This is a genomic window from Actinokineospora lacus, assembly GCF_053813445.1.
The window spans coordinates 827,970-841,873 of sequence record NZ_JBQERA010000001.1 but is presented as its reverse complement, the minus strand read 5'-3'; the positions used below and the strand labels follow the sequence as shown (position 1 = coordinate 841,873).

Here is a 13,904-nt window from a genome sequence, read left to right as displayed (position 1 = left end):
CGGCGACTGGCAGAAGTCCGCCACGGAAGACAGACCTAACGGCACAGGCACACGGACCGACCCGACATAGGTCGGGCACGAGTAGCAACGATACCGTCCGGCTCGGGCCAGGGCCAAACCGGGGGGTACCGCCAACCGGGCTACCGGCTCCTAGGCGCGCTTGGCCAGCTCGACCAGACCGCGCACGTCAACGGGCAGGGCGGGGCCATGCGCGTTCTTGGAGTCCCGCAGGGCGGCGAGGTCGGCGCGGACCTCGACGCAGTCAGTGCCGTTGCTGCTGAAGGTGGACTTGCGCCACATGGGGACCTCCGGGTCAGTCAAGCGCGGCCCGCCGCTCTCGGATCACCCTGGCGGACTGGGCCTGTGTCAGCGCGACGTCGCGAATCTGGGCGACGCTACGGAGGTAATTATCTACCTGTCGCTGATCCTGCACGTAGACGGCGTCGTCGGAAATCTCGACGAAGGCGATGGACTGCGCCTGGGTCGACCCGTCCTCGTTGCGGAAGTGCAGGACGGTGAACTTGCCCTCCAGCCCGTCGTGCCTGCCCACCGAGGTGGGGACGATGAGGATTTCGACGTTGTCCCGCTTCCCCAGCTCCAGCAGATGCCCGAGCTGGGCGCGCATGACCTCCTTGGCCTTGGGTCCGCCGATCCGGCGATCGAGGACGGCTTCCTCGATGAGCGTGGTGACGCGCAGCGGCCGGTCCGGGTCGAGCACCCGCTTCTGCCTGTCCATGCGGAGGTTGACCATGCGTTCCTGCTGGTCCTCCCGCACCCGCGCGCTGGGCATCGTCACGCCCGCCGAGTACTCCCTCGTCTGCACGAGTGCGTTGAGCAGCAGCGGGCAGTAGGCGATGAGGTCGGAGGCCAGACCTTCGAGACCCACGTAGGTCCGCGCCCAGTCGGGGATGACGTCGTCCCACCGGGCCAGCCAGCTCTTGCGCTCCGAACGGCCCACCAACCAGGACAACCGGTCCACGTCGTATGCGGGAGCGCCGAAGAAGTCGAGCAGGCGAGCGATCTGCTCAGGTGAGGGGCGGTACTTCCCGTTCTCGAAGTGGGTGATCATGCCGCCCGAGACGCCCAGCACCTGGGCGGCCTCGGCCTTGGTCGCACCCGCCTGGGTCCGATACGCGGCCAGCTCCACGCCGACAAGCCAGCGGAGGGCTGAGGGTTCCATTCGTTCCACTGCCGACACTCCTCGCCCAGTTCAGCCAATCAGGTCATATGCTCACTCAAGCTTGAGCGGTAGCTTGATAATACTCACTAGGCTTGGAGGAGCGATGACTGATCACCTGAAGGTGTTCGCGGGGCTGAGCATCGAGGACGGCTGCCCGATGCGCTACTACCCGGCAGGCGACGGCGAGGTGGCCTTCGTCTTCGGCGGCGGGCGCATCGATGACGTCGAGGTCACCTACAGCCGCCAGAGCCTGGGGGTGTTCGTGGAACTGGCCAACGCGGCCCTGGCCGAACCCATCGCCAAGTAGCCTGCCTGGCGTGGACCTGTTGACCGCGCCCGCCCTGCTGATCGAGCGGGCGGGCGGCTTCCGCAAGGCCCTGCTCAACACCACGTACTCGGTGGACGTCTACGACCAGGGTGGCGGGCTGCTCGCCAGTGTCAGGGAGCGCAAGCGCCCCGGTCCACTGGGGCTGCTGCGGGTCACCGAGTTCACCTCGGTCAGCCCGTTCGACCTGGCCGTCACGCTGCCCGACGGCCGGGAAGTGCTGGGCATCGCCAAGGGGTTCGCGCTGTTCGCGGGCCGAGTCGTGGTGACCGGCCCGGACGGGGCGGTGGTGGGGTCCATGATCCGGAGACTGGCCCGTCCGATCACCTTCGCCGACCCCGCCGGGCGCCCGCTGGGAACCTTCGCCGACACGGCGATGTTCCGTCGCGGCGAACTCACCCAGCGCGACGGCCAGCGGGTCCGGCGGGACACCCTGTGGCCCCGCCCCGAGGTGACCGGGCCGGTCCGGCTGCTGTCCATCGCGGCCGGACTGGCCCACGGCGTCGTCTCCAACACCGGCACCAGCTAGGTCACCAGGACGGGCGCATGATGCTCGGGCCGCCGTCGGGGTCGTCGCCGCCTCGGGAGTCGATGACGTCCTCGACGTCCTGGCCCTCGCGGATGGCGTCGTTGGCCTGGCGCAGGTCACCGAAGCCTGCGGCCATCGCGCGCTGGACGCCCTCGTCGTCCAGCGCCCGGCCGGAGGCGATGTCCGACCAGGACAGCTCGCCCTCCTTGACCCGCTTCACCAGGTCCTGCAACGCCTTCGGGGCCCGCGGGCTCGCGGCGTGGCGCTCGATGGCGGCGATGTCCTGCTCGGACAGGCCGGGCGAGCGGTTGCCGACGCGGCTCGCCTCCGCGGCGGTGCGCTCGACGTTGGCGATGCGGGCGTCGACGTCGGCGACGAGGGCGTCCAGGCGGGCCTGGTCGTAGGGGAAGGTCATCGGCCCGCTCCACTCGTCGCGGGAGCGGGCGCGGGGGCCGGAGCAGGGGCGGGCGCGGGTGTGGGTCCGGACGGCGGGGTGCCCCGGCCCGCCGCCGCGCTCGTGCTCTTGTGCAGGCCGTAGGCGCCCAGGCCGACGCCGATCGCGCCGGACTTGGCGGCCTTGGCGCCGTCGTCGAACTTCTCCTTGCCGCCCTGGTAGCCGTCGACCACGTCGAGCAGGTCGTTGACGTCGCGGACGTCCTTGAGCTTCATCAGCGCGGTGCCCATCGCCGTGATGCCGTCGACCATGCCCTGCACGCCCTCGATCAGCGTCTGGATCGAGATGATGATCTTGCGGATGCTGTCGGCGATCTCGATGGCGTCGTAGACCATCCACACCGCTCGGCCCCAGCCGACCACGGGAATCCAGGCGGTCATCGCCGCCTCCACCAGCTTGCTGACGAGCTTGTCCAGCAGCGTCAGCGCGAGCCCGGTCGCGGTGCGGCAGGTGTTGGCCATCGACTTGAACCGGTCGCCGATGATCCGCGCGACCTGCGAGTCCGCCTCCACCGCGACGGCCCACATCGTGTCCATCCGGCGCCGGAAGCTGACGGCGGCGTCGCCGTCCCAGTGCTGCCCGAGCTGGTCAGCCCCCGCGTCGAGGTTGCGGCGCACGGAGTCCATCGCCTTGGCGACCTGGTCCCAGGCGTGGGCGTTGGCGTCGATCTTCTCGAAGTCGCCGAGCAGCGGGTTGATCAGCGACTCGACCAGGTTCTCCCCGGTGACCTTCTCGTAGACCCAGTTGACGCCCTGGATCTTCCAGCCCGCCTTCTCGATCAGCTCCTGGGTGGACTGCCTGCCCGGCCGGTCCTCGGCCCCGGCGGCCAGCGCGGCGGCGGGGTCCTCGACGTCGGCGTACGCGGTCACCGGGCACCGCCCGCGACGGTCACGCCGGGCAGGGTGTTCATCCCCTGCTCGATCAGGCCCAGCCGCTCACCGTTGCCGGTGTCGGTCCTGGCGTACGCTTCGGCGGCCTGCACCAGGCTGTCGGCGTCCTTCGCCATCACCCGATGCGCGAAGTCGAGCGTCTCGCCGTAGAGGTTGGCCACCCCGGTGACCACGGGGTGCAGCAGCGTCAACAGCCCCGTGAACCCCGCCGTGTCACCCCCCTTGCTCACCGCGTGGTCTTTGATCGTCAGGAAGTGCTGGGCATTGCGCGTCATCAACTCGCTGTACCCCGCCAACTCCCCCGGCTCGACCGTGAACCCACCCACCGCTGCCGCCTTTCCCTCCGTCACACGTGCGGCTGAGACGGACCCCCCTTTCGGGTGGTTCCCCTGCTTCCTGAAGCCCTAGCCGATCAGCCGCTCCCAACATCGGAGACCGCGACTCGATGAGCGGGGTGGGCAGGTGGCGATCTCGGACGTGGCGGCCGAGTTGGACCGGGTGACAGCTCTCCTGTCCGGTGGACAGGCAACGGACGCGCATGGCTGTCTGACAGAAGCACGCCGCTTATTGGCCGCTGCCACACAAGGCAGCAGCCGTCCCGAGTAGCGCCACGCATTGGCGCTACTCGACGTGGCCTTGGGTCAACTCGAACACATCACGAACGTGCCAGGAGCTACGCACCTTGGGTATCGCACCGGCGCGGGGCAAGCTATGGGCGGCTACCCATGTCGAGGTCAAGCTCACCGTTCGCCTGCGCGCCGCCTGGACACGACACGTGACGCTGGCCCTCAACAACGTGCCGTGTTCGGCGGGCAGGTGGTCATGTGACGTCCTGCTGCCCCAAATACTCAAACCCGGCCAAGCCATCACGATCTACTGGCCAGGCGGCAAACGCACCTACCACGGAAAGGCTTGAGACATGGGCTTCGTGCTCGAAGTCGCCTATAAGAACGACGCGCCGGTCAGGCGTCTGCGCACGGTCGAGGACATCGATGAGTTCGTCGCCGAATTGCTGGAGGCGGGTTGGGAGCACGAGTCCGCCTCGGTTTACGCGCTGCCGTCGGAAGACACCGACGCCGTGCCCGACCATGAGGTGATCATCGGCGCGCGCAAGGGCACCGGGCTGGGCGTGGTTCGGTACTCGGGTGGGGCCGCCATTCCCGGTGATGACTCAGCGGAGTGGTTCAGCGTCGGGGAGCGGGTCAGCCCCGATGGGGTGGAGTACAGCTACTTCGGCACCGGTCACGACTTCCCCGGCAACTCCGAGGTTCCGCTGGACGTCGTCAAGGCGGCGATGGCGGAGTTGCTGGTAAACGGGGGCAAGCGACCGACGTGTGTCGTGTGGCAGGGGCGGTGACGGACAGCCAGGGGTGGTTCCCCCGGGAGCGCGAGTCCCGGGGGAACCTTGCCGTCAGATACCGCAGCTGGGGGCGTCCCAGAAGCGGCTGGGGCGGTGGTCGACGTGGGTGTGGTCGTTGTGGCCCGGGTAGCCGGGGCCGAGGATGCCGTTGAAGCCGTGGTTGCGGGCCTGCTGGGCGAGGCGGCACAGGGAGTGCGGGCCGGAGCCGAGGTCGACGCCGTCGCCGTAGAGGTGGCGGCTGTTGGAGGCGCCGCCGACGGCGCTGTTGCAGGAGTAGCTGCGGAAGCCGCTGGTCACCCGGATGGACTGGTCACCGAGGGCGTGGCGCAGGGCCTGGAGCTTCCACATGGAGACCAGGGCGTTGAACTTCGCCGTGGCCGCCGACACCGCGCCTCCCGACCAGGTGGAGTTGCAGTTGTTCAGCTCGGCGTAGGAGAAGTTGATCGGGGTGCAGTCGTCGTCCTGCAGGGCGTAGAGCCTGTTGAAGGTGTTGGGACCGGCCACCCCGTCCGCGCCGAGGCCGTAGGCCTGCTGGAAGCGGGTGACGGCGGCCTTGGTGGCCGGGCCGTAGGAGCCGTCGATGCCGAGGACCGCGCCGTAGCCGGGGTAGCCGGAGACGCGGATCTGGAGCTGGCGGACGTCCTCCCCGGACGTCCCCTCGGACAGCGTGCGGCCCCAGGTGTAGCAGCCGTCAGCGGCGGCAGGGGTGCTGGAGAGAACCATCGTGGCGAGGATCGTCGCGGCCATGAGCGGCAGTACGGATAACAGCCGGGCGAGACGGCGGATCATGCGGTACCTCCCGATGGGGACAGGTGGGACACCGCAGAAGGGTGGCGGACGAACGCGGCTCCGTCAATGAATCACCAACTGTATCGCCAAGTTGGCCGAACTTGACGCGCCCGAATGGCGCTGTCTACACGGGACGCTGACACATCATCGCGAACAACGCCTGACCGGCGGGTGATCCTTTTCCCCCTCCACGCCGACGCCGCACTCCCTAGACTCCGACCATGGACGGGAACATCCTCGACCCGGACGGCGCCCGCGAGCGCCTGGCCGCCTGGAAGGGCCGGATCGACAAGCTGGCCGCCGACACCCAGGCGATGAGCGCGCGGCTGCGGGAGGTCCGGATCACCGCGAGCGACCCGGGCGGGCTGGCCGAGGTCACCGTCGACTCGACCGGCGCGCTGGCGGAGCTGCGGCTGACCGACCGCATCCAGCGGGTCGCGCCGTCCGTCGTCGCCCAGACGATCATGGCCACCCTCGGCGAGGCGCGGAGCAGGCTGGCCGACCGGTCGCAGGAGATCATCGCCGAGACGGTGGGCGCCGAGTCGGCGGCCGGGCGGGCGATCGCCGACAACCTCGGGCGGCACCTGCGCGGCAGCCAGGCGCCGGAGCCCGCCGACGACGAGGACTACGACCTCCGCGACCACTTCGGGCGGGGCTGAGCATGGCCGAGGGCTACGACGTCGACGTCGAGCAGCTGCGCGCCCACGCGGCCAACATCACGGCGATCCAGGACCGGTTCGCCGCCGTGAAGTCGGCCAGCTCGCACATCGCGCAGGACGACCAGGCCTACGGGCTGCTGTGCGGGTGGATCTCCGGCGTCCTGGAGGGCAGGCACGCCCGGCAGGACGAGCTGATCGCGTCGGTGGAGGAGAACCTGGCGCTGGTCGCGCAAGCGCTGCGGGCCAGCGCCGAGGAGTACGAGGCCATCGAGGCCGCGAACGCGTCCATGATCGACTCGGCCGACGGCAAGGGGACCCGATGAGCGAGGACTCGCTGGTCGCCCCGGTCCGGTCTTCCCGCGAGGCGTGGACCGGCTCCGGCCTGGCCGACAGCATCGAGGGCCTGGTCGACGCGATCAAGACCGAGGGCTGGGTCGACGACGCCCTCGCGGGCGCGACGCTCGGGGTCGAGACCGCCGCCTCCGTGATGGACCCGATCAGCGCGCTGCTGGCCAACGGGCTGGGCTGGGCGATGGAGTACTTCGAACCGCTGCGGGAGATGCTCGACGAGCTGACCGGCAAGCCCGACGTGGTCCGGGCGCACGCGTCCACCTGGAACAACATGGCCACCGAGCTGCACGCGATGTCCACCGACCTCGGCGCCCACCTCAACGCCGACCTGCCGGGGTGGGGCGGCGAGGCCGCCGACGCCTACCGCGCGCTGATGGTCAACAACGTCGACGCCCTCGGCGGGCTGGCCGCGATCTCCGCGGCGCTGGCGGCGGCCACCGAGGGCGCGGGCGGGCTGGTCGAGCTGACCCGCGAGATCGTCCGCGACCTGATCGCCGACCTCGTCGCCCGGGTGATCGTGTGGGCCGTCGAGGCGCTGTTCGTGGTGACCATCCCGGTGGTCGCCGCGCAGATCGCCGCGGCGGTGGTCAAGTGGGCCGGGCGCATCCTCACGTACACGATGGCCCTGGTCGCCAGCCTGACCAACCTCACCAAGCTCCTGAACGGGTAGGCCGTGACCCCGAAACCCAAGAACCCCGGCGGCGGCAAGCCCTCGCAGTCCCACGGCGGCGTCAACGCGGGCGCGGGCATCGCCAGCGCGCAGAACGCCACCGGACAGACCGCCCAGGCGGGCAAGCCGGGCGCGGCGCAGCCCACCACACCGGGCACGAACCAGCCGCCGCCCGCCACCAAGCCGATCCAGCCGCCCGACTCGACCACGATCTCGCACAACTCGACGTCGGAAGCGCACATCATCACCGGCGACGGCGGCAGGCAGGGCGGCCACCTCGCGGGCACCGGCTTCTCGAACAAGACGGAGTTCCCGAGCAGCTGGGACCGGCCGAAGATCCTCGACGCGTCCCACCAGGTCACCCAGCAGGGACCGCCGGTGAAGGGCCCGTACCTGACCAAGGACGCCGACGGCAACCAGCGCTGGGCCTACAACTACGAGGGCCGCGTCGACGGCGTCGCGATCAGGACGACGGTCTTCGCCGACGGCGAGATCCGCACGGCGTTCCCGGTGAACAGCGCCGACCCCGGCGTGATCACCAATCCCCCGGCGCCCAACCCCGCCCCCAAGGGCGTGCCGCAGGGCAACCCGCCTCGGTACAGTCACCCGGATGTCGGCGGCAGCGGCAGCTGGACGTGGGAAGGCCCGAAGGGCGACAAGGTCATCAGAGTGGTCCAGGACGCCCAGGGCAACGTCACCACGACCGAGCTGGGCGAGTACAGGAAACCGAGGTAGGGCGCCGTGGACGTGCAGACCTACGCAGCGGCGACGGCCGTGTGCGCGCTGCTGGCGGGCAGGCTCTCCGACGACGTCCTGGGCACCGTGCGCGAGGACTACTCGGTGGGCGAGGACGAGTCCGCCGAGAACGCGCTGCTGCTGAACCTGGCGCACGAGGGCGTCGGCATCACCCAGGAGGAGCGCGACCTCATCCGCGCACTCCTCGGCGACCCGGCCAACCCGGACCTGGACACCGTCCCCCACATCGACACGGCCCCGCCGCTGCCGTACCGCTTCGGCCCGACCGCCCCCCCGGGCGCGCCGGACCCCACCCGCGCCGACCACCTGCTCTCCGCCGCCGCCCCCCGCCAAGGCGCCCGCCGCCTGCGCCGCGCGTGGCGCCAGCCCCTGCCGGGGGCGCCGGGCGGCGCGACCTGGCTGTACGTCGCGCAGGTCGCGGTGGGAACCGACGAACTCCGCGCGTACGCGGGCCTGACCTCGACGCTGTGGATCGACCTGCGGGAGAAGTGGCAGATCGAGGTGGTCGTCGAGGGCAAGCTCCTCCCCCCGTACCAGGCCGCCGCCCTCACCGCCGCCCACCAGGTCTGGACCGCCTGACCCGGGCCGTCCGAATCGCCGACCCCACCGATGTCGTGCATCGTGGGCCGGAACGCGCTCCCGAGTCGGGAACGCGGCTGATGCGGAACAGGCCTGGGAGCGCAGTGGAAACGCGAACGCCGACCGCGCGCGGTCAATGAGGCAGGCGGAGAACACGCACTGGATCACCCGGTGGGGCTTTCCTGTCCTGGCGATCGCGGGCGTGCTCCACGCGACCAGCGTCTCGATCTGGTCCAAGGGCTACTGGCCCATGGTCGACCTTGAGGTCTACCGCGACGGGGCCCTGGCGGTGCTGCGTGGCACGCCCCTCTACGAGGGCGGCGTCACCGCCGGGCTGAAGTTCGTCTACCCGCCCTTCGCCGCCATCCTGTTCACGCCGCTGACGCTGATCCCCCTGGAAGCGATCCGCCACCTGTGGCTGGTCGGCAACGTCGCCCTGCTCGGCGCGGTGATCGCGTGGTGCTGGCGACGACTGGCCGGGCCCGCGTCGCACATCCCGCTCATCCACGTGGTGGCGCTGTTCACCGGGGCGCTGTTCCTGCTCGACGCGGTCCGGGTCACGGTCTCCCTCGGCCAGGTCAACCTCGTGCTGATGGCGGTGATCGTCTGGGACCTGCTGCGCAACCGCGGCCGGAAGTGGCAGGGCGTGGGAATCGGCCTCGCCGCGGCGGTGAAGCTCACGCCGCTGATCTTCGTGGTGTACCTGCTGGTGACCAGGCGGTACCGGGCGGCGGCGGTGGCCGTCGGCACGCTCGCGGCGACGGTCGCGATCGGTTTCACGCTCATGCCCGCCCAGTCCATCCGGTTCTGGCTGCGGGGGGCGTTCGGCGAGGTGAGCCGGATCAACCCGATCGCCTCGGGCAGCAACCACTCGCTGCGCGGGACGGTGGCCCGCCTGCTGGGCGAGGGAACGCCCGCGACCGCGGCGTGGCTCACCTTGGCCCTGGCCGCGTTCGCCACGGGCCTGTTCCTGGCCCACAAGGCTTACACCCAGGGCAACGACGTCCTCGGCCTGTCCCTGTGCGGCCTCACCGGCGCCGCCGTCTCCCCGTTCTCGTGGACCCATCACTGGATCTGGCTGGTCCCCTTCCTGCTCCACGGCGCCCACCTGGCCACCACCGGCAACCGCGGCGCGGCCGTCTTCACCCCCCTCCTCGGCGCCTCCGCCCTGGCCGTCCTCACCGGCTTCCCCGACCCAGAGACCAACCTCATCCCCCCATCGGGCCTGGCGTCCCTCGACACCCGCCTGGGCCTCCCCGGCGAACTGCTGGCAGGCAACATCTACGTCCTGTCCTTCGCCGCCATCCTCATCGCCACAGCGGCATTCCTCCGCACCAGCGAGCCGAGACCACTCGCGGTGGCGGGTCGCACCGATCGCTGAAAAGGGACAGGCCCGCGAGCTGGTGCTCGCGGGCCTGTCCTGGTGACTCGGGGCGACTAGCGGTAGTCGCGGCCGAAGTCGTAGTCGTCCAGCGGGACTGCCGCGCCGGTGCCCGTGCCGAAGACGTCGGGGGTGTAGTACCCGTCGTCGTAGCTGGGGATGGCGTAGGCGGCCACGCGGGCCTCCTCGGTGGGCTGGACCTGGATGTTGCGGTACTTGTTGATGCCGGTACCGGCCGGGATCAGCTTGCCGATGATCACGTTTTCCTTCAGGCCCACGAGCTTGTCGCTGCGGCCGTTGATGGCCGCGTCGGTCAGCACGCGAGTCGTCTCCTGGAAGGAGGCCGCCGACAGCCACGAGTCGGTGGCCAGCGACGCCTTGGTGATGCCCATCAGGACCGGGCGGCCGGAGGCGGGCTCGCCACCAGCCGCGACCACGCGGCGGTTCTCGGACTCGAACTCGGCGCGCTCGATCAGGGCGCCGGGCAGGAACTCGGCGGCTCCCGAGTCGAGGATCGTCACCCTGCGGAGCATCTGGCGGACGATGACCTCGATGTGCTTGTCGTGGATCGACACACCCTGGGCGCGGTAGACCTTCTGGACCTCGTCCACCAGGTGCAGCTGCGCCTCACGGGGACCCATCACGCGCAGGACCTCGTGCGGGTCGGGGGTGCCCTCCAGGAGCTGCTGGCCGACGCTCACGTGGTCGCCGTCCGCCAGCGGGCCGTCCGGGCCCAGCGCGAGGCGCTGGCGCTTGGACAGCTTCTCCATCACGATCTCCTCGGAACCGTCGTCCGGGATGATCGTGATCTTCCAGTAGCGGTCGCCGTCCTCGATGCGGACGCGGCCGTCGGTGTCGGCGATCGGGGCCCTGCCCTTGGGCTGGCGGGCCTCGAACAGCTCCTGCACACGCGGCAGACCGGTGGTGATGTCGTCCCCGGCCACACCACCCTGGTGGAAGGTGCGCATCGTCAGCTGCGTGCCCGGCTCACCGATGGACTGCGCGGCGACGATGCCGACGGCCTCGCCGATGTCGACCAGCAGGCCGGTCGCCATCGAGCGGCCGTAGCAGGTCGCGCAGACGCCGATCGCGGCTTCACAGGTCAGCACGGAGCGGACCTTGACCCGGGTGACCCCGGAGGTCAGCAGCTTCTCGATCGCCGGGTCGCCCAGGTCGTCGGCGCGGTTGAGCAGCACGTTGCCCTCGGCGTCGGCGACGTCCTCGGACACGCAGCGCGCGTAGACCGCGGTCTCCACGTGCTGGTGGCGCAGCACCGAGCCGTCGGCGTTCTGCGTGCCCAGCGGCATGAAGATGCCCCGGGTGGTGCCGCAGTCGACCTCGCGCACGATGACGTCCTGCGAGACGTCGACCAGACGCCGGGTCAGGTAGCCCGAGTCCGCCGTGCGCAGCGCGGTGTCGGCCAGACCCTTGCGGGCGCCGTGCGTGGCGATGAAGTACTCCAGCACCGACAGGCCCTCGCGGAAGTTGGCCTTGATCGGCCGCGGGATGAACTCACCACGCGGGTTCGTGACCAGGCCGTTCATGCCCGCGAGCTGGCGGATCTGGGTCATGTTCCCCGCCGCGCCCGACTTGACGATCATCGGGATCGGGTTGTCGTCGGGGAAGTTGTCCTCCATGACCTTGGCGACCTCGTCGGTCGCCTTGGCCCACACCTGCACGAGCTCGCTGTTGCGCTCGGTCAGCGACAGCTGGCCGCGCTGGTAGCGCTTCTCGACGGTGTCGGCCTTGGCCTCGTAGTCGTCCAGGATGCCCTGCTTGGCGGCCGGGACGAGCACGTCGGAGATGGCGATCGTGACCCCGGAGCGGGTGGCGTAGTAGAAACCCGCGTCCTTGAGCCGGTCCAGCGTCTGCGCCACGGCCACCATCGGGTAGCGCTCGGCCAGGTCGTTGACGATCGCGGCCTGGTTCTTCTTGGCCAGCTGGATGTTCATGAACTGGTAGTCCGCGGGCAGCAGGTCGTTGAAGATCACGCGGCCAAGCGTGGTCTCGGCCAGCCACGGCGTACCGGGGGTCCAGTCCTCACCGACCATGCCCGGTCCGGGCGTGCGGTCGGTGATGCGGATCTTGACCGGCGACTGCAGGCTGATGACGCCGCGGTCGTAGGCCATGATCGCCTCGGCGGGCGAGGAGAACGCGCGGCCCGCGCCGATGCCTTCCGGCTTCAGCGTGGTCAGGTAGTAGATGCCGGTGACCATGTCCAGGCGCGGCATGGCCAGCGGGCGGCCGGAACCCGGCGACAGGATGTTGTGGCTCGACAGCATGAGGATGCGGGCCTCGGCCTGCGCCTCGGCCGACAGCGGCAGGTGCACCGCCATCTGGTCGCCGTCGAAGTCGGCGTTGAACGCCTCGCACACCAGCGGGTGCAGCTGGATGGCCTTGCCCTCGACCAGCTGCGGCTCGAAGGCCTGGATGCCGAGGCGGTGCAGCGTGGGCGCGCGGTTGAGCAGCACCGGGTGCTCGTTGATGACCTCTTCGAGCACGTCCCACACCGCGGGGCGCGCGCGCTCCACCATCCGCTTGGCGGACTTGATGTTCTGCGCGTGGTTGAGGTCGACGAGCCGCTTCATCACGAACGGCTTGAACAGCTCCAGCGCCATCGCCTTGGGCAGGCCGCACTGGTGCAGCTTCAGCTGCGGGCCGACGATGATGACCGAGCGGCCGGAGTAGTCGACGCGCTTGCCGAGCAGGTTCTGGCGGAACCGGCCCTGCTTGCCCTTCAACAGGTCCGAGAGCGACTTGAGCGGGCGGTTGCCCGGCCCGGTCACCGGGCGTCCGCGGCGGCCGTTGTCGAACAGCGCGTCGACGGCCTCCTGGAGCATCCGCTTCTCGTTGTTGACGATGATCTCGGGCGCGCCGAGGTCGATCAGCCGCTTCAACCGGTTGTTGCGGTTGATCACCCGGCGGTAGAGGTCGTTCAGGTCGGACGTGGCGAAGCGGCCACCGTCGAGCTGCACCATCGGGCGCAGGTCCGGCGGGATGACCGGCACGCAGTCCAGCACCATGCCCATCGGCGAGTTGCGGGTCGCCTGGAAGGCGGCCACCACCTTGAGCCGCTTGAGCGCGCGCAGCTTCTTCTGGCCCTTGCCCGAGCGGATGGTCTCGCGCAGGATGTCGGCCTCGGCGTCGACGTCGAAGTCGCGCAGCAGCGTCTGGATCGCCTCGGCGCCCATGGCGCCGGTGAAGTAGTCGCCGTAGCGGTCGATCAGCTCGCGGTAGAGCATCTCGTCGGCGATGAGCTGCTTGGTGTCGAGCTTGGTGAAGGTGCTCCAGATCTCCTCGAGCCGGTCCAGCTCGCGCTGGGCCCGGTCGCGGAGCTGGCGCATCTCCCGCTCGCCGCCCTCCTTGACCTTGCGGCGCACGTCGCTCTTGGCGCCCTCGGCCTCAAGCTGGGCCAGGTCGCCCTCGAGCTTCTGCGCGCGGCCTTCGATGTCGGCGTCGCGGCGGTTCTCGACCTGCTTGCGCTCGACGCCCATCTCCGACTCGAGGGTCGGGATGTCGTTGTGCCGCAGCTCGGTGTTCACCGAGGTGATCACGTAGGCGGCGAAGTAGATGATCTTCTCGAGGTCCTTGGGCGCCAGGTCCAGCAGGTAGCCCAGGCGCGAGGGAACGCCCTTGAAGTACCAGATGTGGGTGACCGGGGCGGCCAGCTCGATGTGGCCCATCCGCTCGCGGCGCACCTTGGCGCGGGTGACCTCGACGCCACAGCGCTCACAGATGATGCCCTTGAAGCGCACGCGCTTGTACTTGCCGCAGTAGCACTCCCAGTCCCGGGTGGGACCGAAGATCTTTTCGCAGAACAGACCATCCTTCTCGGGCTTGAGAGTCCGGTAGTTGATGGTCTCGGGCTTCTTCACCTCGCCGAACGACCACTGACGGATGTCGTCGGCGGTCGCCAGGCCGATGCGGAGCTCATCGAAGAAGTTGACGTCCAGCAAGGCTGTTCCTTCTCCCCATAATGGG

17 protein-coding genes are annotated in these 13,904 nt (G+C 69.9%); 10 read left to right on the top strand and 7 right to left on the bottom strand.

The genetic code is table 11. From position 1 onward, the window contains the following. Positions 1-150: 150 nt before the first annotated feature. Together ACTG9Q_RS04230 and ACTG9Q_RS04225 are read right to left on the bottom strand one after the other, a co-directional pair. Positions 151-300, bottom strand: a complete 150-nt coding sequence (locus ACTG9Q_RS04230; RefSeq protein WP_455571227.1) for a DUF397 domain-containing protein — start codon at positions 298-300, stop codon at positions 151-153. Positions 301-313: 13 nt separating this feature from the next. Continuing rightward, on the bottom strand, positions 314-1,180 hold the full coding sequence (locus tag ACTG9Q_RS04225) for a helix-turn-helix domain-containing protein (protein ID WP_455571322.1): 867 nt from the start codon (positions 1,178-1,180) through the stop codon (positions 314-316). A 103-nt stretch (positions 1,181-1,283) separates the two neighbouring features. Between ACTG9Q_RS04225 and ACTG9Q_RS04220 the strand changes: the two genes are divergently transcribed. Together ACTG9Q_RS04220 and ACTG9Q_RS04215 are read left to right on the top strand one after the other, a co-directional pair. After that, on the top strand, positions 1,284-1,487 hold the full coding sequence (locus tag ACTG9Q_RS04220) for a hypothetical protein (RefSeq protein ID WP_455571226.1): 204 nt from the start codon (positions 1,284-1,286) through the stop codon (positions 1,485-1,487). A gap of 10 nt (positions 1,488-1,497) precedes the next feature. Next, entirely contained in the window at positions 1,498-2,034 is a 537-nt protein-coding gene (locus ACTG9Q_RS04215) for a hypothetical protein (protein ID WP_455571225.1), read from the top strand. A 1-nt stretch (position 2,035) separates the two neighbouring features. Here ACTG9Q_RS04215 and ACTG9Q_RS04210 read toward each other — a convergent pair whose 3' ends face one another. The 3 genes from ACTG9Q_RS04210 to ACTG9Q_RS04200 are packed head-to-tail and all read right to left on the bottom strand — an operon-like array spanning position 2,036 to position 3,653. Continuing rightward, entirely contained in the window at positions 2,036-2,449 is a 414-nt protein-coding gene (locus tag ACTG9Q_RS04210) for a hypothetical protein (RefSeq protein WP_455571224.1), read from the bottom strand. Continuing rightward, positions 2,446-3,357: a WXG100 family type VII secretion target gene (locus ACTG9Q_RS04205; RefSeq protein ID WP_455571223.1), complete on the bottom strand. Its 912-nt coding sequence runs from the start codon at positions 3,355-3,357 to the stop codon at positions 2,446-2,448. Before ACTG9Q_RS04205 ends, ACTG9Q_RS04210 begins: the two co-directional genes overlap by 4 nt. Then, the gene (locus tag ACTG9Q_RS04200) at positions 3,354-3,653 is read right to left on the bottom strand and encodes a hypothetical protein (protein WP_455571321.1); all 300 of its coding nucleotides are present in this window, start codon (positions 3,651-3,653) and stop codon (positions 3,354-3,356) included. Before ACTG9Q_RS04200 ends, ACTG9Q_RS04205 begins: the two co-directional genes overlap by 4 nt. A 299-nt stretch (positions 3,654-3,952) precedes the next feature. Between ACTG9Q_RS04200 and ACTG9Q_RS04195 the strand changes: the two genes are divergently transcribed. Then, complete coding sequence (locus ACTG9Q_RS04195; RefSeq protein ID WP_455571320.1) at positions 3,953-4,294, top strand: DddA-like double-stranded DNA deaminase toxin; 342 nt, start codon at positions 3,953-3,955, stop codon at positions 4,292-4,294. Positions 4,295-4,297: 3 nt separating this feature from the next. Next, positions 4,298-4,735: an Imm1 family immunity protein gene (locus ACTG9Q_RS04190; RefSeq protein WP_455571222.1), complete on the top strand. Its 438-nt coding sequence runs from the start codon at positions 4,298-4,300 to the stop codon at positions 4,733-4,735. 54 nt (positions 4,736-4,789) lie between these two features. Here ACTG9Q_RS04190 and ACTG9Q_RS04185 read toward each other — a convergent pair whose 3' ends face one another. Beyond that, positions 4,790-5,527, bottom strand: a complete 738-nt coding sequence (locus tag ACTG9Q_RS04185; protein WP_455571221.1) for a D-Ala-D-Ala carboxypeptidase family metallohydrolase — start codon at positions 5,525-5,527, stop codon at positions 4,790-4,792. A 221-nt stretch (positions 5,528-5,748) separates the two neighbouring features. Between ACTG9Q_RS04185 and ACTG9Q_RS04180 the strand changes: the two genes are divergently transcribed. From ACTG9Q_RS04180 to ACTG9Q_RS04155, 6 genes are all read left to right on the top strand, one after another. Next, complete coding sequence (locus ACTG9Q_RS04180; protein WP_455571220.1) at positions 5,749-6,186, top strand: YbaB/EbfC family nucleoid-associated protein; 438 nt, start codon at positions 5,749-5,751, stop codon at positions 6,184-6,186. Between the two features lie 2 nt (positions 6,187-6,188). Beyond that, positions 6,189-6,509 (top strand): type VII secretion target, encoded by a 321-nt coding sequence (locus ACTG9Q_RS04175; RefSeq protein ID WP_455571219.1) that lies wholly within the window; start codon positions 6,189-6,191, stop codon positions 6,507-6,509. After that, the gene (locus ACTG9Q_RS04170; RefSeq protein WP_455571218.1) at positions 6,506-7,207 is read left to right on the top strand and encodes a WXG100 family type VII secretion target; all 702 of its coding nucleotides are present in this window, start codon (positions 6,506-6,508) and stop codon (positions 7,205-7,207) included. Before ACTG9Q_RS04175 ends, ACTG9Q_RS04170 begins: the two co-directional genes overlap by 4 nt. Positions 7,208-7,210: 3 nt before the next feature. Then, on the top strand, positions 7,211-7,942 hold the full coding sequence (locus ACTG9Q_RS04165; RefSeq protein WP_455571217.1) for an EndoU domain-containing protein: 732 nt from the start codon (positions 7,211-7,213) through the stop codon (positions 7,940-7,942). 6 nt (positions 7,943-7,948) lie between these two features. Next, positions 7,949-8,542, top strand: a complete 594-nt coding sequence (locus tag ACTG9Q_RS04160; RefSeq protein WP_455571216.1) for a hypothetical protein — start codon at positions 7,949-7,951, stop codon at positions 8,540-8,542. A 136-nt stretch (positions 8,543-8,678) separates the two neighbouring features. Then, the gene (locus ACTG9Q_RS04155; RefSeq protein ID WP_455571215.1) at positions 8,679-9,923 is read left to right on the top strand and encodes a glycosyltransferase 87 family protein; all 1,245 of its coding nucleotides are present in this window, start codon (positions 8,679-8,681) and stop codon (positions 9,921-9,923) included. Positions 9,924-9,979: 56 nt separating this feature from the next. On the opposite strand, the gene ACTG9Q_RS04150 is transcribed toward ACTG9Q_RS04155, so the two are convergent. After that, positions 9,980-13,879: a DNA-directed RNA polymerase subunit beta' gene (locus ACTG9Q_RS04150; RefSeq protein ID WP_455571214.1), complete on the bottom strand. Its 3,900-nt coding sequence runs from the start codon at positions 13,877-13,879 to the stop codon at positions 9,980-9,982. Positions 13,880-13,904 lie beyond the last annotated feature (25 nt).

Coding starts and splice junctions, on each gene's coding strand:
- ACTG9Q_RS04230 (WP_455571227.1), bottom strand. CDS start 300: ATGTGGCGCAAGTCCACCTTCAGCAGCAACGGCACTGACTGCGTCGAG.
- ACTG9Q_RS04225 (WP_455571322.1), bottom strand. CDS start 1,180: ATGGAACCCTCAGCCCTCCGCTGGCTTGTCGGCGTGGAGCTGGCCGCG.
- ACTG9Q_RS04220 (WP_455571226.1), top strand. CDS start 1,284: ATGACTGATCACCTGAAGGTGTTCGCGGGGCTGAGCATCGAGGACGGC.
- ACTG9Q_RS04210 (WP_455571224.1), bottom strand. CDS start 2,449: ATGACCTTCCCCTACGACCAGGCCCGCCTGGACGCCCTCGTCGCCGAC.
- ACTG9Q_RS04200 (WP_455571321.1), bottom strand. CDS start 3,653: ATGACGCGCAATGCCCAGCACTTCCTGACGATCAAAGACCACGCGGTG.
- ACTG9Q_RS04190 (WP_455571222.1), top strand. CDS start 4,298: ATGGGCTTCGTGCTCGAAGTCGCCTATAAGAACGACGCGCCGGTCAGG.
- ACTG9Q_RS04185 (WP_455571221.1), bottom strand. CDS start 5,527: ATGATCCGCCGTCTCGCCCGGCTGTTATCCGTACTGCCGCTCATGGCC.
- ACTG9Q_RS04180 (WP_455571220.1), top strand. CDS start 5,749: ATGGACGGGAACATCCTCGACCCGGACGGCGCCCGCGAGCGCCTGGCC.
- ACTG9Q_RS04175 (WP_455571219.1), top strand. CDS start 6,189: ATGGCCGAGGGCTACGACGTCGACGTCGAGCAGCTGCGCGCCCACGCG.
- ACTG9Q_RS04170 (WP_455571218.1), top strand. CDS start 6,506: ATGAGCGAGGACTCGCTGGTCGCCCCGGTCCGGTCTTCCCGCGAGGCG.
- ACTG9Q_RS04155 (WP_455571215.1), top strand. CDS start 8,679: ATGAGGCAGGCGGAGAACACGCACTGGATCACCCGGTGGGGCTTTCCT.